Source organism: Pseudomonas sp. B21-047 (assembly GCF_024748775.1).
Lineage (GTDB): Bacteria > Pseudomonadota > Gammaproteobacteria > Pseudomonadales > Pseudomonadaceae > Aquipseudomonas > Aquipseudomonas capeferrum.
On record NZ_CP087169.1, the window covers coordinates 5859466 to 5876796 of the forward strand.

Consider the following 17331-nt stretch of genomic DNA (forward strand, 5'->3'; position numbering starts at 1 on the left):
ATGAAATATGAAGCCGTCGCGTGCGGTGTTATTGCTATTGCTGGTTGTGCCATCGGTACTGTCGGCCATGCCACAGGGCAACCCGTTGGCGCTGTGCACCCGCAGCGCAACCCTGTTGGCCTGCCAGGACGGCAAGGGCAGTTACTACAGCGTACGCACCGAAGGCAGCACGTTTTATCTACGTGGCTACGACTACGAAAGCCGCCGTTTGTGGGCACAGACCAACAGCCGCTACGGCACGTTGACCTTTTACACGGGCCTGGCAAGCGATGGCGAAGCGTGGGTGGGCTATAGCCGCCGCATCGGATGGACCACCTTGAACCGTGTTTCCAGCTCCAGCGGGCAGCGCTTCAACCTGCACTGCAGCTTGCTTGGCGGTTGCCGCTGATCGCCTTTTCATTTGGAATTACCCATGACCCAGCTCAAGCTTCCCGATATCGCCAGCCAAGCCCAGCAGCACGCCTTACCGCTGGACTGGGTGGGCATGTGTGGCATTGACTTGCCGGTGCAATTCGAGGGCCGTATCGCCGCAGCCAAGGTCGACGCAGGTGTCAGCCTGGTGGACGGCAGCTCACGCGGCATCCACATGTCGCGCCTTTACCTGGCACTTGAATCACTGGAAGGTCAGCCACTCACCGCGCTGGTTATTCGTCAGCTATTGGCTGATTTTCTGAACAGCCATGTAGGGCTCTCATCAGCGGCCTACCTACGCCTGTCCTTCGACCACCTGCTTAAACGGCCGGCCTTGGTCAGCCCGTTGGCAGGCTGGAAAAGCTATCCAGTAACTCTCGATGCACGCATCGAAAGTGAGATGTTCCACGTGGAACTATTTGTTTCCGTGCCCTACTCATCCACATGCCCTTGTTCGGCTGCGCTTGCCAGGCAGCTGATTCAACAACAATTCCAGGCGGATTTTGCCGAGCAGCAGGTGGATAAGGACAGGGTGATGGCGTGGCTTGGTAGCAGCCAGGGCATCGTGGCGACGCCCCATAGTCAGCGCAGTAGCGCGCAAATTCACGTGCGCTTGAAAAGCAATGTGCTGGAGCTGCCGGTGACCGAGTTGATCAACCGTGTGGAGGCCAGCCTGGGAACTGCCGTGCAAACTGCGGTCAAGCGCGCAGATGAACAAGCGTTCGCGTTGGCCAACGGACAGAACTTGATGTTCTGCGAAGACGCCGCACGACGGTTGCACCAGTCGTTACGACAATTGAAATGGGCCACTGCCTTCAAGCTGCGCGTGGAACATGCAGAGAGCCTGCATGCCCACGACGCAGTCGCCACCAGCCAATGGCAGTGGCAAATCAGCTACGCGGTTTGACCGCCCCGCAGTCATTGCCCAGCCAGACCGCACGGGTGTTCATGCTGCCTTGCTGCTGCACACCAGACGCATTGAACGTACCGCTGACCTGAGTGGTGAACTCTCTGTCACTCAGAAAGGTAGCCTGGCCAGTGCCCTGGGCCTTGGGGCAACTGAACTGGAACTTCCATACGTTGCCGGTGCGGTCGGTAATCTGCTGCGTGCAGCCCGACTTAGGGTCTTGCAACGGAATATCATTGGTTGCCACCTGCTCTGGCGTCAGGCACGAGCGCACCCCATTACCCCCCACTGTCACCCCTTGCTTGGCCAACACGCCCTCCATCATGGCGCGCTGCTCCGGCGGCAGGTTCTTCAATTGGCCGAGCATGAACGCCATGTCGGGTAACGGCTTGCCATCGACCTGCATGTTGCTGGTGGTCAGCTCCCACAAGCCGGGCTGCAACATCTGTGCATGCACCAACGGGCTGCTCAGGCCAAGGGCCAACGCCAACAGTGGCAGACGAATCTTCATGGGCAAACGCTCCTGGAATAAACCGGCCAACGGGCCGGGCTGAACCTTAGACGCCAAATCCACCTGCAGGTTGCAAGCCGGACCGGGAACGTGTTCTGTTACCCACAGTGTACTCGGCAAGCAGGATGCATATGGATTACCACAGCCCCTACTTCTTCGGTTATGTGCTCGGCCTGATTCACCTGTTGGGCATCATCGCCGCACTGCATGCAGTGTTCACCGTGCGTACCGCCCAAGGTGCGATTGCCTGGGCCATGCCACTGGTCTTCATTCCCTACCTGACCTTGATCCCCTACCTGATCTTCGGCGCTCGCTCTTTCTATGCCTACATCAAGGCACGGCGCCAAGCCAACCAGGAAATGCACGTGGCCATGGCCAACCTCAACTGGCGCCCGTGGGTAGAAGAGGCGCTCACCGCCCGCGAGTCCGAAAGCTATGCTGCGTTGCGTGCCATGCCAAAGCTCGGACGCATGCCCTGCCTAGCGAACAACCAGGTAAAGCTGTTGATCGATGGTGAAGCGACGTTCGATGCCATCTTCGCCGCAATCAATCAAGCCCGCGAAGTGGTGCTGGTACAGTTTTTCATCATTCACGACGACAACCTGGGCAAAGCGCTACAGCAGTTACTGCTGCGCAAAGCGGCCGAAGGGGTGAAAGTGTTCGTCCTCTTCGACCGGGTCGGTAGCCATGCTTTGCCGGCAAGCTATAGCCAGGTGCTGCGAGCGGGTGGTGTGGAGATTCATGCCTTCGCCACGCGCCGTGGCTGGTTCAACCGCTTTCAGGTGAACTTCCGTAACCACCGCAAGATCGTGGTGGTGGATGGCCTGGTCGGTTTCATTGGCGGGCACAATGTGGGTGATGAGTACCTGGGTGCGCATCCGCAACTGTCGCCTTGGCGAGATACCCACGTGCAAATCGGTGGGCCCGTGCTGGCCTGCTTGCAGGAGTCGTTCGCCGAGGACTGGTACTGGGCAACCCGCCAACTGCCACCGTTGATCCTGCCCGACACCTACCCGGAGAACGGCGTGTTGTGCCAGGCGCTTGCCAGCGGGCCAGCGGACCCGCAGGAAACCTGCTCGCTGTTCTTCCTTGAAGCGATCCATTCGGCTACGCGTCGGGTATGGATCACCAGCCCCTACTTCATCCCCGATGAGGCAGTGTTCGCCGCCTTGCGCTTGGCGGTGCTGCGGGGGGTGGATGTTCGCATCCTGATTCCGTCACGGCCCGACCACCGGATCGTCTATGCCGCCTCCAGCCTGTTTGCCTTCGAAGCGGTACGCGCCGGTGTGCGCATGTTCCGCTACCAGCCAGGCTTTCTGCATCAGAAGGTGGTGCTGGTGGATGACGATGTGAGCGCGATCGGCAGTGCCAACCTGGACAACCGTTCGTTCCGCCTGAACTTCGAGATCACCTTGCTGACGGTGGACCGTGCATTTGCCGATCAGGTGCAAACCATGTTGGCCAACGACTTCGAGCAGGCTCGGGAGATCACTGCGGAGGACAGCCTGGATACCCATCGCCTGCAACAACTAGGGATGCGGATTGCTCGGTTGATCTCGCCGATTCTTTAACAGGCACTAATAACCAGGGGCCGCATAGCGGCCCCTGGTATGTGTGGTCGAACGCGAAACACTCAGCCTAGCGGTACAAATCCTCACGGGTCCATGGCAGGTCATGGCGGCCATCGGCATAAGGTTTCACGGCCAATATCTGGTGCAGGTTGATCCAGCCCTTCTCGAAGGCGTAGGCACAACCGGCCAGGTACAGCCGCCAGATGCGCAGGGTCTTTTCCGGCACCATGGCCGCCGCACGATGCAGCTGGTTTTCCAGGTTCTCGCTCCAGTGGTGCAAGGTCTTGGCGTAATGCAGGCGCAGGCTTTCTACATCGACGACCTCAAGCCCCGCCTCACAAATGCTGGCGCTGATCATCGACAGATGCGGCAGCTCGCCGTGGGGGAAGACATAACGGTCGATGAACTCCCCCGCCCCCCGCCCTACCGGTCGCCCATCCACATGCTTGGCGGTGATGCCGTGGTTCATGACCAGGCCACCTTCACGCACCGCACCGAACAGCTTCTGGCAATACAAAGGCAGGTTGGCATGCCCGACATGTTCGAACATGCCGACACTGACCACCTTGTCGAAACGGCCATCCTGGGGCAGGTCTCGGTAGTCGAGAATCTGCAGGTCGACCTGCCCGGCCAGCCCCTCTTCCTTCACCCGCTCACGGGCCAGCTTGAGCTGCTCCTTGCTCAAGGTAATACCAAATACCTTGGCACCGTACTCACGTGCGGCAAAGCGTGACAGGCCGCCCCAGCCACAGCCCACATCCAGCAGGTAGTCACCCGCCTGCAGGCGCAGCTTGCGGCACAGGTGGTCGAACTTGTCCTGTTGGGCCTGGGCCAGCGTGTTGTCCGGCTCACGGAAGTAACCACAGGAGTAGGCCATGTCCGGGTCCAACCACAACTGGTAGAACGCATTGGACAGGTCGTAGTGATAGGAAATGGCTTCGGCGTCGGTGTCCTTGTCATGGGCAATACGCTGTGGCGTCGTGTCGTCATCGTCACTCAGCAGGGCCTCGCTGAGTACGTCGCACACGCGAATAACCTCGCCGATATCACCCTCGAGCTCCAGCTTGCCTTCAACGAAGGCCTCACCCAGCTCGTTAAGGCTTGGGTGGGTGAACTGGCTGATCAGCTGAGGCTCCTTGATCAGGATCGTCACTTGCGGGCTCGGCCCAAGATCGAACTCGTTGCCGTCCCACAATTTCAGACGCAAAGGTAAATGCAGGCTCTGCAACGCAGGTGGAAGTTGCGCAAGCATCAATGACCCTCCCTTCAGGTAACGGGGCGCCACGCCTCATAAATTCGGACGCCACGGAGTCAGGGTAGTTCATAGCTGCAGATTTTGGGCTAAACGCGACGATGGTCTAGAACCAACCGACATGAAAAACACGCAGATTGTATACAATTCTAAGCACACAGACTAACCTTGTGCCCCTCTCGCGCTTCTTCATCCTGGAGTGGAACCCATGAAATCCTATGACGTGGTGATCATCGGCGGTGGCCCTGGCGGCTATAACGCGGCAATCCGTGCAGGCCAACTGGGCCTGAGTGTTGCCTGTGTAGAAGGCCGCTCGACCCTGGGCGGCACCTGCCTCAATGTTGGCTGCATGCCATCCAAGGCGCTGCTGCATGCATCCGAGCTGTACGAGGCCGCCAGCGGCGATGAATTCGCCCACCTCGGCATCGAAGTGAAGCCGACCTTGAACCTCGCCCAGATGATGAAACAGAAGGACGAGAGCGTGACCGGCCTGACCAAGGGCATCGAGTACCTGTTCCGTAAGAACAAGGTTGACTGGGTCAAGGGCTGGGGCCGGCTGGATGGCGTTGGCAAGGTCGTGGTCAAGGCCGAAGACGGCAGCGAAACCACGCTGCAGGCCAAGGACATTGTCATTGCCACCGGCTCAGAACCCACACCCCTGCCAGGCGTGACCATCGACAACCAACGCATCATCGACTCGACCGGTGCACTGTCCCTGCCCCAGGTTCCCAAGCACCTGATCGTCATCGGCGCCGGCGTGATCGGCCTGGAGCTGGGTTCGGTCTGGCGCCGCCTGGGCAGCCAGGTCACCGTCATCGAATACCTCGACCGCATCTGCCCGGGCACCGATGAAGAAACCGCCAAGACCCTGCAAAAGGCCCTGGCCAAGCAAGGCATGAGCTTCAAGCTCGGCAGCAAGGTGACACAAGCCACGCCGTCGGCCGATGGCGTCAGCCTGACCCTGGAACCCGCCGCCGGTGGCGACGCACAAACCCTGCAAGCCGACTACGTGCTGGTGGCCATCGGCCGCCGCCCGTACACCCAGGGCCTGAACCTGGAAAGCGTGGGCCTTTCGACCGACAAGCGCGGCATGCTGAGCAATGACCACCACCGCAGTGCGGTGCCCGGCATCTGGGTGGTCGGCGATGTAACCTCTGGCCCAATGCTCGCGCACAAGGCCGAAGATGAAGCGGTATCGTGCATCGAGCGCATCGCCGGCAAGGCCCATGAGGTCAACTACAACCTCATCCCCGGCGTCATCTATACCCGCCCGGAACTGGCCAGTGTGGGCAAAACCGAAGAACAGCTCAAGGCCGAAGGGCGCGCCTACAAGGTCGGCAAGTTCCCCTTCAGCGCCAACAGCCGCGCCAAGATCAACCACGAGACCGAAGGCTTCGCCAAGGTCATTGCCGACGCAAACACCGATGAAGTACTGGGCGTGCACCTGGTGGGCCCGAGCGTCAGCGAAATGATCGGCGAGTTCTGCGTAGCCATGGAGTTTTCGGCTTCGGCAGAAGACATCGCCCTCACCTGCCACCCACACCCGACCCGCTCCGAGGCCTTGCGCCAGGCGGCGATGAATGTGGACGGGATGGCAATGCAGATCTGACAGATCGCGCTCAGGCAATGCGGCCCCGGCATTGCCTGGCACTCTTCGCTATCCACATTTGCCCAATCAAAAGGAATCTATTTCTTAAATGGAATGATATTCCGATATCCGTGTGATAGGTTTGTGCTGCAACGCTGGCGCGGCATACCCACGGAGAACTCAATGTCCCAATTGTTGATACCCAGCCCTACAGGCAATACCCGAATCTTTGCGGTCGTAGGTGACCCGGTAAAGCAAGTGAAGGCCCCGCAGCTGCTCAACAAGGTATTCGCTGAGCAAGCTGTGGACGCGGTGATGATTGCAGTGCATGCCCGGCCTGAACAGCTCGCGACGGTAATACGCGGCCTGCAAGCGATGGAAAATTTCTCGGGCATGCTGATCACCATTCCTCACAAGTTTGCCGCTCGCGAATTTGCCGATGAGGTCAGCCTTGCCGTCCAGGTCTCCGGCAGCACCAACGCATTGCGGCGCAACGAACAAGGCGTATGGGAAGCTGACAACTTCGATGGGACAGGGTTTGTCCTGGGCCTGCAGCGCAAAGGGTACGCGCTGGCCGGCAAGCGTGTCGTACTGGCCGGAGGTGGGGGTGCGGGAAGTTCGATTGCTGTCGCATTACTGCAAGCAGGAATCGGCCAGTTATCTCTGCAAGAACCGGATACCGTCAAAGCCGATGCACTGCTCTCCAGGCTGGACCAACATTGGCCGGGGCGATGTGAGGTCGCTCAGCGCCAGCACCTCGCGCTAGCCGATATCGTTATCAACGCAACGCCGTTAGGGCTCTCGGATGAAGACCCGCTTCCTGTTGATCTGGCTGCCCTGGCCCCCAGAACGCTGGTGGCAGACATCATCATGCAACCCGTTGAGACTCGCCTGCTAAGCGAGGCGCAAGCGCTGGGGCACCCTGTGCATCCAGGCAGCTACATGCTGAGTGAGCAATTGGGCTGCTACAGGAAGTTTTTCAGAATCTGAGGCCTTAACAGCGTGCACATAACCCCTGATTGGCGGCCCCTGTACGCTGGCGTCAATATAGGCATCCCTTTCTTTTGCAACGCGTCATGGGTAGCCTTCAATGCATTTTCTACGGGAGCTCATCTCTCACACATCAAGGAACAACTATGAGCAATGCGCTGGAACGCGGCCTGCACGCTATTGAGCTATTGGCCGGGAAACGCACCGGGCTGCCTCTTCAGCAAGTTGCCGAAGCCTTGGACATTCCGCCGAGCGCCACTCACCGCATGCTTAATTGCTTGGTTGAACAGGGTTTTGTGCGCCAAGACCCTCAGCACGGTAATTATGTTCTCGCCCTCAAGGTGGTATCGCTTGCACTGAAGCACCTGTCCCAGAGCGACATCGTCGACCTCGCCAAACCGATCCTTGAACGCCTAGCCCGTGTGTCTGGCGAACTGGTGCGTTTGAGCATTGTCGATGGCGACAACCTGGTGTGGATCTCCAAGGCGCAAGGCACGCGCTCCGGGCTTCGCTACGACCCTGATGCCGGTGCCGAAGCCAAACTCTGCTGTACAGCGTCGGGGCTTGCGTGGTTGAGCTGTCTGAGTGACGAACGCGCGCTGGAGCTGGTTTACCGTCAAGGCCTGGCCAAAGCCGGTGAATATGGGCCCAACGCGGCGACCACGATCGACCAGCTGCTTAAACACCTGCAGCTCGCACGTGATCAAGGCTATGCGTCAGTTGACGAGAGTTTTGAAATTGGCGCGGCGGCGATGGCTATCGCAATCCTCGATTCGCAGCGACACGTCATCGGCGTGATCAGCATAGCCGGCCCAAGCGTTCGCTTGACCCAAGAGCGTATGCAGGCTCTCAAAGCGGCATTGTTCGAGGCCGCCGAAGAAATCACCGCAATCAGTCTGGACAGTCTTCCCAAGCTGTCGATGATGACCTCCCGGATCACCGATCAGACCGGCTGATCGGACCACCGATCGAACGCGGCCTGTCATCCGACGTGGCCGCCTCCTCTCCTCAAGCTCTGCTGTCGAATGCGTTAAGCCAAGCGCGCTGACTCCTGCCGATCAAAATCATAAATGGAATGCTTTTTAATTTTGGAATGATCTTCCATTTATGATAGTATCATCACCGCCCACTGAGAAAGCCTGGTGTTCTGCAAAAGATGCCGCTGCCAGAAAGGCGTTCTGATAAAAACAAAAACAGGAGTCATCTATGTCGAGTTCTCCCAACCTTGATGTCAGCACCTTCATGGACGCTAGAAAAATGAGCGCCAGGCAATGGCTGGTGCTGTTTCTGGGCTTCATGGTGCTTGTCTTTGATGGGTTCGATACGACCTCGATCGGTTTCATAGCACCCGCGCTGGTCGACGACTGGGGCTTGCAGCGACATGACCTTGGGCCCGTGATGATGAGCGGCCTGCTCGGGCTGGCCTTCGGCTCATTGACTGCCGGATCGTTGGCAGATCGTTTTGGCCGCAGGCCGGTCATCATCGGTTCAGTGCTGCTGTTCGGCCTGTGGAGCCTAGCTTCGGCCTGGGCCACCGGGGTCGTCAGCCTGACAGTGCTGCGGTTTCTGACCGGGGTCGGTCTGGGTGCATCAATGCCGAATACCGCGACACTGATTTCCGAATTCGCACCCAAGCGTTACCGCTCTCATATGGTCTCTTTCATCTACTGCGGTTTCGCCTTTGGCGCGGCCCTGGGTGGCCTGGGCAGTGAGTGGCTGATCGCCCATTTTGGCTGGCGATCGGTATTGGTGGTCGGCGGTGTGCTGCCCATTGCCTTTGCGCTCCTGCTGCTTTTCAGCCTGCCGGAGTCCATCCGCTTTTTGGCCCAGAACGGTGCGTTGAAGGAACGTCTGATCAAGGAGATCAACAAAGTTGCCCCTGGCTTGGCCAACGCCCGTACCCGATTTCATATCAGCGAAGCGTCGATCCAACAGGCTGGCAAGGTCAGCGCGTTGTTCGCGTCCGGTTATAGCCTCGGTACCTGCATGATCTGGATCACGCTGTTCATGGGTTTGCTGACCATGTACTTGCTGTCGAGCTGGCTGCCGCTGCTGACCCGCGATGCCGGCCTTAGCATGGGCGATGCGGCACTGCTGGGCTCGTTGCTGCAAATTGGCGGCATGCTGGGCAACTTTACCGTCGGCATGAAGATGGACCGCTGGGATCACCATAAGGTGGTCGGCATTACGGTGTTCTGCGGTGGCGCCTGCGCGGTGCTAATCGCGCTGCAGCAGCCGACGATGCAGGTTCTCTGCCCGCTGATCCTGTTGCTGGGCTACTTCCTCAATGGCGTCAACGTCGGTGGCTATGCGTTGGCAGCCGCTTTCTACCCAACCCAGATCCGTGCCACCGGGGTGTGCTGGGCAACCGGCATCGGTCGCCTGGGCGCTATCAGCGGCGCCGGGATCGGCGCACTCATGCTGGCTGCCCAATGGGATTTCAGCCAGGTCTTCTTGTTCCTCGCCATCCCTTCCTTGCTCGGGGTCACGGCGCTATGGGTCAAAGGCCGTCAGCACAGAACGTCGGCGATTCCCACCCCAGCCAACTGAATTCCAGCGCGCTTAACCCCCTCTACGGAGACCTGCCATGCAAGCTAGCTATTCCATCGCCCAACTGACCGCTCTCGATTTCAGCCCGCCCGAAATCATCGAACTGGCTGCCCGCACCGGCTATGACCAGGCTGGCGTGCGGTTGTTACCCGTCGCGCCAGGGGCCGTCGCCTATCCACTGATGGATGACGCACGCATGCTGCGTGAAACGCTCGCACGGATGAACGACACCGGCGTGAAGGTCTTCGATCTGGAATTGGTACGCCTCGATGCCCAATTCGATCTGCAACGCTACCTGCCGTTTTTCGAGGTTGGTGCGCAGCTAGGGGCCAAGGCGGTACTGGTAGCCGGGGACGATCCGGAGCAAGGCCGACTTGTAGAGCACTACGCTCGGCTATGCGACGCAATGCAACCATTCGGCCTCTCAGCAGACCTCGAATTCATGCCGTGGACGGCCGTCAATGACCTGGCCAGTGCTCTGCATATTGTGGAACAGGCCGATCGAGCCAACGGCGGCATCCTGGTAGACGCCCTGCATTTTGATCGTTCAGACAGCCGCTTCGAGGATTTGCAGCGAATCCCAGCGCAGTGGCTGCACTACGCACAAATATGCGACGGCCCTGCGATGCGCCCCGACACCCATGAGGGACTGATCCAGGCGGCGCGCTGCGGGCGTTTGCTACCGGGGGAAGGTGACATCGATCTGGCCAGGATATGGCGCAGCCTGGCAGCCGCGGTTCCGGTCAGTGTCGAGATCCCGAATGACCGCAGGGTAGCGCAAGTTGGGGTAGAGGCTTGGGCCCGAGAGGCGTTGGCGGCAGCCAAGGCAATCATTGAGCCCCTGTAAATCATTGACGCTGACCAAGCCCACTACACCAGGAGACCTCTTGATGCTTACCGACACTTCCCTGCACGCCACGGTGGACTGCGATGTCCTGATCATCGGCTCTGGTGCAGCCGGGCTTAGCGCAGCCGTGACCGCCGCGTGGCATGGTCAGCGGGTGATCGTGGTCGAGAAGGATGAGGTGTTCGGCGGTGCCACCGCCTGGTCGGGTGGCTGGATGTGGGTGCCGTGCAATCCGTTGGCTCAGCGCGCCGGGATCATTGAGGACCGCTCGCTGCCACGCACCTACCTTGAACATGAATTGGGTGACCACTTCGACCCGACCATGATCGATGCCTTTCTCGAAGCAGCGCCCAACATGGTCTCCTTTTTTGAGCGCCATACCGCTTTGCAATTCGCCGACGGTAACGCAATTGCTGATATCCACGGGGATACACCAGGCGCCGGCACCGGCGGTCGGTCGGTGATCGCCGCCCCTTACAATGCCTACGCGGTAGGCAAACTGCTAAAGCGGCTGCGCAAGACGATGCGCGAAACCTCGTTCATGGGCATGCCGATCATGGCCGGCCGTGACCTGACTGCCTTCCTCACCCTGACACGCTCCTGGCGTTCGCTGCTGCACGTGACCCAACGCTTCGGCAAACACTTGATCGACCTTGCGCTCAAGGGGCGCGCCATGCACCTCGTCAACGGCGTCGCCTTGATCGCCCGCCTGGCCAAGTCAGCCGAAGACCTTGGCGTACAGCTCTGGGAGTCAGCGCCGGCCACTGAACTGATCCATGAACACGACCGGGTCGTCGGCGCCGTCGTCGAAACAGCAAAAGGCCGTATCGCCATTCGGGCGCGCAAGGGTGTGGTGCTGGCTGCAGGTGGCTTTGCCAATGACATCGAACGACGCAAGGCACTGTTCCCGCGCACGCCAACGGGCCATGAACATCTGGCGTTGCCGCCTCTGGGCGTCAATGGCGATGGTTTGCGCCTGGGCGAGAGCGTCGGCGGCCAGGTCGCTGAAGACCTGGCCAGTGCCGCCGCTTGGGCGCCCGTGTCTCGAGTACCTTACAAGGACGGTAGCGCCGGCCACTTCCCGCATATCATCGAACGCGGCAAGCCCGGCATCATCGGCGTCCTCGCCAACGGCCAACGGTTCGTCAACGAAGCCAATGGCTACTATGACTATGTTGCCGCCATGGTCGCGGCCGCACCCGGCACCGAGGTCGCGTCCTGGTTGATCTGCACCCGCGCGTTTCAGCGGCGTTATGGGCTGGGCGTTTCCCGGCCTTTCCCACTGCCCGTTGAGCCATTCATCCGCTCGGGTTACCTGAAGACTGGCCACTCCATCGAGGCGTTGGCCTTGGCGTGCGGGATAGACCCCGCGGGCCTGAGCCAGACTGTGACCGAGTACAACCGCCACGCCCGCAACGGTGAAGACCCCCAGTTCGGTCGCGGCACTACGCCCTACAACCGCAAGCAGGGTGATGCGCAGCACGCGCCAAATCCTTGCGTCGCGCCAATCGAGCAGGGCCCATTCTATGCGGTGAAGGTCGAGGCAGGCTGCTTCGGCACCTTCGCAGGCCTCAAGACCAATGCCCATGCGCAAGTCCTCAACACTCACGGGCAGCCGATCGCAGGCCTTTATTCAGCGGGGTCCGACATGGCCAGCATCATGGGCGGGCACTATCCGGCCGGCGGAATCAACCTGGGGCCAGCCGCAACCTTCGGCTATATCGCCGGGCGCCACCTGGCTGGCGCCACAGCCTACGAATAACGCCCGGCCTACAGGCCTTGATCCTCGAGGGATCCCCCATGTCGTTTGCTTCCAAGCCCTTCGCCCTTACCACTCAGGAGAACGTACGATGAGCACCATCACCCCCCTTCCCCCACGCTGGGACCAGGAAGTCGACCTGTTGGTGTTCGGCGCAGGCACCGCAGGCATGACTACAGCGTTGATGGCCAAGCACCACGGGCTGGACGTGCTGCTGTGTGAAAAAACCGCTGCCGTGGGCGGCATCAGTGCGACCTCAGGCGGTACCACCTGGGTACCCGGCACCACCCAGAGCCAGCGCGCCGGAGTACCGGACAGCGTGGCAGATGCTGCAACCTTCCTTAAGGCGGTGGTCGGTGAGCGCGGTGGTGAAGCCTTACGCGAAGCCTTTCTGGCCAGCGGGCCGCAGGCAATTGACGAGTTGGAGCGCATCAGCGAAGTCAAATTCGTGGCCGCCGCAGCCCACCCCGACTATGTCAGCGGCCCAGGAGCAGCGTTCGGTGGCCGCGCCCTGGCACCGCTCGCGTTCGACGCCAGGCTACTGGGGAAAGATTTCGCCCGCGTACGGCCACCACGCCCGGAGTTCATGGGGCTCGGCGGCATGATGGTGCCCCGCGCCGACCTCGACGCGCTGCTGTCGCCCTTTACCTCGCTGAAAAACCTGACCCGTACCCTGAGCGTTGTCGGCCGCTATTGCATCGACCGCCTGAGCCACCCCCGTGGCACCAACCTGGTGATGGGCAACGCCTTGGTTGCCCGCCTGTTCTACAGCCTGCGCCAGCGCAACGTTACCATTCGTTTTGAAACGCCCTTGCACGACTTGATCCAGGAGAACGGCAAGGTGGTGGGCGCTGTGGTGCTGCACAATGGCCAGCCCCAGCGCATCCGCGCCCGCCGAGGCGTGGTGATGGCCACCGGCGGCGTGACCCGCCACCCGACGTTGCGCAAGCAACTGTTCCCCGCCGCGGCCCAACCCCTTTCACTGGCGCCCTTGACCCATACCGGCGACGGCATCGATCGCGCGCTGAAGGCTAACGCTCAGCTCGACAACGGCCATGACAGCCCGGGTCTATGGATGCCCTGTTCGATCCGCACAAGCAAGGACGGCTACCAGGCCGTCTGGCCACACATCCTGCTAGACCGTGCCAAGCCAGGGCTGATCGCAGTCAACCGCCGGGGCCTGCGCTTCGTCAATGAGTCGGACTCCTACCACGACTTCGTCATGGGCATGCTCGCCGATAGCAGCCCCACCGCTCACCTGATCTGCGATGAAGCCTTCTTACGCCGCTATGGCCTGGGCCTGGTGATGCCGCTGCGCACCGCCGCCAACATCGCCAGCTTCGTCAAGGCCGGCTACCTGGTCAAAGCCAGCACGCTGGCCGAGCTTGCCAGCAAGCTCAAGATCGATGCCGAGGGGCTCGCAAACACGGTCAACACCTACAACGCCTCCGCCGCACACGGTGAAGACCCGGCATTCAACCGTGGCAGCAGCCCCATGAACCGTCACAATGGCGACCCACAGCAAACACCCAACCCCTGCGTGCGCCCGCTGGGCGAGGGGCCTTACTATGCCGTCACCGTACAACCCGCCGACCTCGCCTGCAGCGCAGGCTTGAGCGGCAACGCCGACGGCCAGGTGCTGGACACCCAAGGCCAGGTGATCGAGGGGCTATACGCCTGCGGTAATGACCTGGCCTCGATCTTTCGCGGCACCTACCCTGGCCCAGGTACCACCCTGGGGCCTGCGATTGTGTTCGGCTGGCGGGTGGCCCGGCATGCGGCGGGGTTGGAGGGTGCCAAGAGGGGCATGCCCGGTGCGCTCCAGCCGTGACGCTCACGGGTCGAGCGGGGTGCCCGGACAAGGCGTCAAAAGCAGCACACCCGGAGCATGGGGCAACGATTTCAATGAGTAAGGGTGCGACATGCTCATGACCTCAAATAGACCTAATGTTGACTCTCTTGGATAGTTCTTCCGCCGACTCTTTGCGCTCGGAGTAGCGGTCTACCAAATAATCCTGGCGATCACGCAGCAGCAGCGTGAACTTGGTCAGTTCCTCCATCACGTCGACCAGTCGATCGTAGAAAGAAGACGGCTTCATGCGCCCGGCTTCATCGAACTCCAGGAAGGCTTTCGGCACCGACGACTGGTTCGGGATGGTAAACATACGCATCCAGCGACCAAGCACGCGCAGTTGGTTCACCACGTTAAATGACTGCGAGCCTCCACACACCTGCATCACCGCGAGGGTCTTGCCCTGGGTTGGGCGAACGGCGCCCATGGCCAGCGGTACCCAATCGATCTGCGCCTTGAAGACAGCACTCATTGAGCCGTGACGCTCGGGCGAGCACCACACCTGGCCTTCGGACCATTGCATCAGCTCGCGGAGTTCCAGCACCTTCTCGTGGAAGTTCGGAGCGTCATCCGGCAGCGGCAGGCCGCAAGGGTCGAAGATACGGGTTTCGGCGCCGAACGCTTCCAGCAGGCGCGCAGCTTCCTCAACCATCAAGCGGCTGAATGAGCGTTCGCGGGTCGATCCGTACAGCAGCAGGATGCGCGGTTTGTGCGTGGAAGGATCCTTCGGCGCCAGCCGCTCCAGCGACGGCAAATCAATCAGTTCTGGTTGGACATTTGGCAGGTGGTCGTTCATTTCGGTCTCCATTGATCCAGGGCCTACAGGGCGCCAATACGGGCAAGTTCGGCTTTCAGTTCGTCCTCGCTCAGTTGCGAGAGAGGCAGCGCAATGAAGGCGCGCACGCGCTCATCGATCTTCGCAAGTGTGGTCTGGAAGGCTTCTTCGATTTCGGCCTCACTCCCGATGACCGCCGAAGGGTCGGCCAGACCCCAGTGGGCTTTGAGCGATGGACCGAAGAAGATCGGGCAGGCTTCGCCGGCAGCGCGGTCGCACACGGTGACAACGATGTCGGGAGGAGAGCTCTCGAAGGCATCCGAGGCCTTGCTTGAAAGACCAGCGGTGGGGATACCGGCGGCTTCCAAGGTTTTCAGTGCCCGCTCATTGACCTTGCCGCTTGGGAAGCTGCCCGAGCTCACAGCTTCCATACCCTCGGGGGCCCGGTGATTGAACAGCGCCTCGGACAGGATGCTGCGGCAGCTGTTGTGGGTGCACATGAACAAGACTTTCATCAGGTATCTCCGGTTCAAAAGCTCAAGCGGATGGCCAATGCGGCCAAGGTGGCAAGCAGGATCGGCAGCGTCAGGACGATGCCGGTGCGCAAGTAGTAACCCCAGGTGATGACGATGTTCTTGCGGGCCAGCACGTGCAGCCACAGCAAGGTGGCCAGGCTGCCGATGGGGGTGATTTTCGGACCGAGGTCACAGCCGATGACGTTGGCGTAGATCATGGCCTCGCGCACGATGCCGGTGGCCTCAGCGGAATGGATCGACAAGGCGCCTACCAGCACAGTGGGCATGTTATTCATGACCGACGACAGGCCAGCGGCGAGCAGCCCCGTGCCGAGGGATGCGCCCCAGATCCCGTACCCGGCGAAGACATTGAGGATCTGCGTCAGGTAGTCGGTGAGGCCGGCGTTACGCAGGCCATAAACCACGAGGTACATGCCAAGCGAGAACACCACGACCTGCCAAGGCGCGTCCTTGAGCACCTTGCGGGTAGAAATCACGTGCCCGCGGGCGGCGATCAAGTAGAGGATCAGCGCACAGGCAGCAGCGATGGCGCTGATCGGAACGCCCAACGGCTCGATGGCAAAGAAGCCGACCAGCAACAGCGCAAGCACCCACCAGCCGGCAACGAACGTCGCCTTGTCGCGGATAGCGGCTTCGGGAGCCTTGAGTTGGTCGAGTTCATAGGTACGCGGCAGGTCCTTGCGGAAGAACCACAGCAGCATTCCCAGGGTGGCGGCGATACTGACCAGGTTCACCGGCACCATGACCGAGGCGTATTCGCTGAAGCCAATGCCAAAGTAGTCGGCGGAGACGATGTTCACCAGGTTGGAAACCACCAGCGGTAGGCTCGCGGTATCGGCGATGAAGCCCGCCGCCATGACGAATGCCAGCGTCGCCGCCGGGGAGAAGCGCAGGGCCAGCAGCATGGCGATGACGATCGGGGTCAGGATCAGTGCCGCACCGTCGTTAGCGAACAGCGCCGAGACGGCGGCGCCCAGCAGGATGATGAAGGCGAACAGCTTGCGGCTGCTGCCCTTGCCCCAGCGGGCTACGTGCAATGCCGCCCACTCGAAGAACCCCGCCTCGTCCAGCAGCAGGCTGATGATGATGACGGCGATGAACGTTGCGGTGGCGTTCCACACGATCTGCCAGACCACTGGAATATCGGACAGGCTTACGACGCCAGCCAGCAGCGCCACGACAGCTCCTAGAGCTGCACTCCAGCCCACGCCTAAGCCCTTGGGCTGCCAGATGACGAGAACGATCGTCACCAGAAAAATCAGAAATGCGATCAGCATGACGACAACTCAATCAGCGAAGGAAAGTATCAAGCACAAGCAACAGGGCTCTGCGGCCGCTCGCCCATTTCGGCAAGGCGCAACGCATCGGGGCTCAACCATTGCTGGTTCGCATCGACCACTCCCTTCAGCATCGCGTCCACCCACTGCGGCAGTTCGGGGTGCAGTCGGTAGTACACCCATTGACCCTTGCGGCGATCCATCAGGAGTCCAGCCTCGCGCAACTGGGCCAAATGCCGCGAGATCTTCGGCTGGCTCAGCTCCAGCGCGTGGGTAAGTTCGCAGACACAGAGTTCGCCTTCGCGGGCGATCAGCAGGGTCATCCGGGCCCGAGTGTCATCAGCCAGGCATTTGAAAACGATGGGGGGAGTCAGTGTTTCCCGCATGTGACCTCCTGGGGAATGCGTGTACGACTAATATCTGGAAATCCAAATATATGCCTATTCGAATATGTGGTAAACCAGATATTCACAATCGCCGCGCCTTACGGGACGTCATAAAACAG

General features: G+C 60.7%; 16 protein-coding genes. 10 read left to right on the forward strand and 6 right to left on the reverse strand.

Translation table 11 applies throughout. The features are described 5' to 3' along the window. Positions 1 to 7: 7 nt before the first annotated feature. Positions 8 to 388, forward strand: a complete 381-nt coding sequence (locus LOY26_RS26520) for a hypothetical protein (RefSeq protein WP_047582508.1) — start codon at positions 8 to 10, stop codon at positions 386 to 388. A 24-nt stretch (positions 389 to 412) separates the two neighbouring features. Continuing rightward, positions 413 to 1318 carry a GTP cyclohydrolase FolE2 gene (gene folE2 / locus LOY26_RS26525; protein WP_258714255.1) on the forward strand — a complete coding sequence of 302 codons (906 nt, stop codon included), beginning with the start codon at positions 413 to 415 and terminating at the stop codon, positions 1316 to 1318. On the opposite strand, the gene LOY26_RS26530 is transcribed toward folE2, so the two are convergent. Then, positions 1302 to 1829 carry a DUF3617 domain-containing protein gene (locus tag LOY26_RS26530; protein ID WP_033702418.1) on the reverse strand — a complete coding sequence of 176 codons (528 nt, stop codon included), beginning with the start codon at positions 1827 to 1829 and terminating at the stop codon, positions 1302 to 1304. The two genes, folE2 and LOY26_RS26530, sit on opposite strands and share 17 nt — an antisense overlap. A gap of 131 nt (positions 1830 to 1960) precedes the next feature. Between LOY26_RS26530 and cls the strand changes: the two genes are divergently transcribed. Continuing rightward, positions 1961 to 3400, forward strand: a complete 1440-nt coding sequence (gene cls, locus LOY26_RS26535) for a cardiolipin synthase (RefSeq protein ID WP_186663702.1) — start codon at positions 1961 to 1963, stop codon at positions 3398 to 3400. A 67-nt stretch (positions 3401 to 3467) separates the two neighbouring features. On the opposite strand, the gene cfaB is transcribed toward cls, so the two are convergent. Beyond that, the gene (cfaB, locus tag LOY26_RS26540) at positions 3468 to 4652 is read right to left on the reverse strand and encodes a C17 cyclopropane fatty acid synthase CfaB (RefSeq protein ID WP_095063950.1); all 1185 of its coding nucleotides are present in this window, start codon (positions 4650 to 4652) and stop codon (positions 3468 to 3470) included. Between the two features lie 208 nt (positions 4653 to 4860). Here cfaB and lpdA point away from each other — a divergent pair, with 208 nt between their 5' ends. From lpdA to LOY26_RS26575, 7 genes are all read left to right on the forward strand, one after another. Further along, complete coding sequence (lpdA, locus tag LOY26_RS26545) at positions 4861 to 6261, forward strand: dihydrolipoyl dehydrogenase (RefSeq protein WP_186655526.1); 1401 nt, start codon at positions 4861 to 4863, stop codon at positions 6259 to 6261. A gap of 162 nt (positions 6262 to 6423) precedes the next feature. Next, on the forward strand, positions 6424 to 7230 hold the full coding sequence (locus tag LOY26_RS26550) for a shikimate dehydrogenase (protein WP_258714256.1): 807 nt from the start codon (positions 6424 to 6426) through the stop codon (positions 7228 to 7230). Positions 7231 to 7376: 146 nt separating this feature from the next. Continuing rightward, a complete protein-coding gene (locus tag LOY26_RS26555; RefSeq protein WP_033702422.1) occupies positions 7377 to 8186 on the forward strand; it encodes an IclR family transcriptional regulator in 810 nt (269 codons plus the stop codon). Between the two features lie 250 nt (positions 8187 to 8436). Then, complete coding sequence (locus LOY26_RS26560; protein WP_258714257.1) at positions 8437 to 9780, forward strand: aromatic acid/H+ symport family MFS transporter; 1344 nt, start codon at positions 8437 to 8439, stop codon at positions 9778 to 9780. A 37-nt stretch (positions 9781 to 9817) separates the two neighbouring features. Then, positions 9818 to 10627, forward strand: a complete 810-nt coding sequence (locus tag LOY26_RS26565; protein WP_258714258.1) for a sugar phosphate isomerase/epimerase — start codon at positions 9818 to 9820, stop codon at positions 10625 to 10627. Positions 10628 to 10670: 43 nt separating this feature from the next. Then, a complete protein-coding gene (locus LOY26_RS26570) occupies positions 10671 to 12389 on the forward strand; it encodes an FAD-dependent oxidoreductase (protein ID WP_186663698.1) in 1719 nt (572 codons plus the stop codon). A gap of 88 nt (positions 12390 to 12477) precedes the next feature. Further along, a complete protein-coding gene (locus LOY26_RS26575; protein WP_186663697.1) occupies positions 12478 to 14217 on the forward strand; it encodes an FAD-dependent oxidoreductase in 1740 nt (579 codons plus the stop codon). Between the two features lie 103 nt (positions 14218 to 14320). Here the strand turns inward: LOY26_RS26575 and arsH are convergent, their stop codons facing one another. Genes arsH through LOY26_RS26595 form a run of 4 tightly spaced genes read right to left on the reverse strand, consistent with a single transcriptional unit; the run spans position 14321 to position 17212 of the window. Beyond that, a complete protein-coding gene (gene arsH, locus LOY26_RS26580; RefSeq protein ID WP_186663696.1) occupies positions 14321 to 15034 on the reverse strand; it encodes an arsenical resistance protein ArsH in 714 nt (237 codons plus the stop codon). Positions 15035 to 15057: 23 nt separating this feature from the next. Next, positions 15058 to 15528: an arsenate reductase ArsC gene (locus LOY26_RS26585; protein WP_258714259.1), complete on the reverse strand. Its 471-nt coding sequence runs from the start codon at positions 15526 to 15528 to the stop codon at positions 15058 to 15060. A gap of 14 nt (positions 15529 to 15542) precedes the next feature. Further along, positions 15543 to 16826 carry an arsenic transporter gene (locus LOY26_RS26590; RefSeq protein ID WP_186663695.1) on the reverse strand — a complete coding sequence of 428 codons (1284 nt, stop codon included), beginning with the start codon at positions 16824 to 16826 and terminating at the stop codon, positions 15543 to 15545. A 29-nt stretch (positions 16827 to 16855) separates the two neighbouring features. Beyond that, positions 16856 to 17212, reverse strand: coding sequence for a metalloregulator ArsR/SmtB family transcription factor (locus LOY26_RS26595; protein WP_033702429.1), 357 nt, complete (start codon positions 17210 to 17212; stop codon positions 16856 to 16858). Positions 17213 to 17331 lie beyond the last annotated feature (119 nt).

What these genes read in the sequence shown, in the direction of transcription:
- LOY26_RS26520 (WP_047582508.1), top strand. Translation starts at nt 8, where the DNA reads ATGAAGCCGTCGCGTGCGGTGTTATTGCTATTGCTGGTTGTGCCATCG.
- folE2 (WP_258714255.1), top strand. Translation starts at nt 413, where the DNA reads ATGACCCAGCTCAAGCTTCCCGATATCGCCAGCCAAGCCCAGCAGCAC.
- LOY26_RS26530 (WP_033702418.1), bottom strand. Translation starts at nt 1,829, where the DNA reads ATGAAGATTCGTCTGCCACTGTTGGCGTTGGCCCTTGGCCTGAGCAGC.
- cls (WP_186663702.1), top strand. Translation starts at nt 1,961, where the DNA reads ATGGATTACCACAGCCCCTACTTCTTCGGTTATGTGCTCGGCCTGATT.
- cfaB (WP_095063950.1), bottom strand. Translation starts at nt 4,652, where the DNA reads ATGCTTGCGCAACTTCCACCTGCGTTGCAGAGCCTGCATTTACCTTTG.
- lpdA (WP_186655526.1), top strand. Translation starts at nt 4,861, where the DNA reads ATGAAATCCTATGACGTGGTGATCATCGGCGGTGGCCCTGGCGGCTAT.
- LOY26_RS26550 (WP_258714256.1), top strand. Translation starts at nt 6,424, where the DNA reads ATGTCCCAATTGTTGATACCCAGCCCTACAGGCAATACCCGAATCTTT.
- LOY26_RS26555 (WP_033702422.1), top strand. Translation starts at nt 7,377, where the DNA reads ATGAGCAATGCGCTGGAACGCGGCCTGCACGCTATTGAGCTATTGGCC.
- LOY26_RS26560 (WP_258714257.1), top strand. Translation starts at nt 8,437, where the DNA reads ATGTCGAGTTCTCCCAACCTTGATGTCAGCACCTTCATGGACGCTAGA.
- LOY26_RS26565 (WP_258714258.1), top strand. Translation starts at nt 9,818, where the DNA reads ATGCAAGCTAGCTATTCCATCGCCCAACTGACCGCTCTCGATTTCAGC.
- LOY26_RS26570 (WP_186663698.1), top strand. Translation starts at nt 10,671, where the DNA reads ATGCTTACCGACACTTCCCTGCACGCCACGGTGGACTGCGATGTCCTG.
- LOY26_RS26575 (WP_186663697.1), top strand. Translation starts at nt 12,478, where the DNA reads ATGAGCACCATCACCCCCCTTCCCCCACGCTGGGACCAGGAAGTCGAC.
- arsH (WP_186663696.1), bottom strand. Translation starts at nt 15,034, where the DNA reads ATGAACGACCACCTGCCAAATGTCCAACCAGAACTGATTGATTTGCCG.
- LOY26_RS26585 (WP_258714259.1), bottom strand. Translation starts at nt 15,528, where the DNA reads ATGAAAGTCTTGTTCATGTGCACCCACAACAGCTGCCGCAGCATCCTG.
- LOY26_RS26590 (WP_186663695.1), bottom strand. Translation starts at nt 16,826, where the DNA reads ATGCTGATCGCATTTCTGATTTTTCTGGTGACGATCGTTCTCGTCATC.
- LOY26_RS26595 (WP_033702429.1), bottom strand. Translation starts at nt 17,212, where the DNA reads ATGCGGGAAACACTGACTCCCCCCATCGTTTTCAAATGCCTGGCTGAT.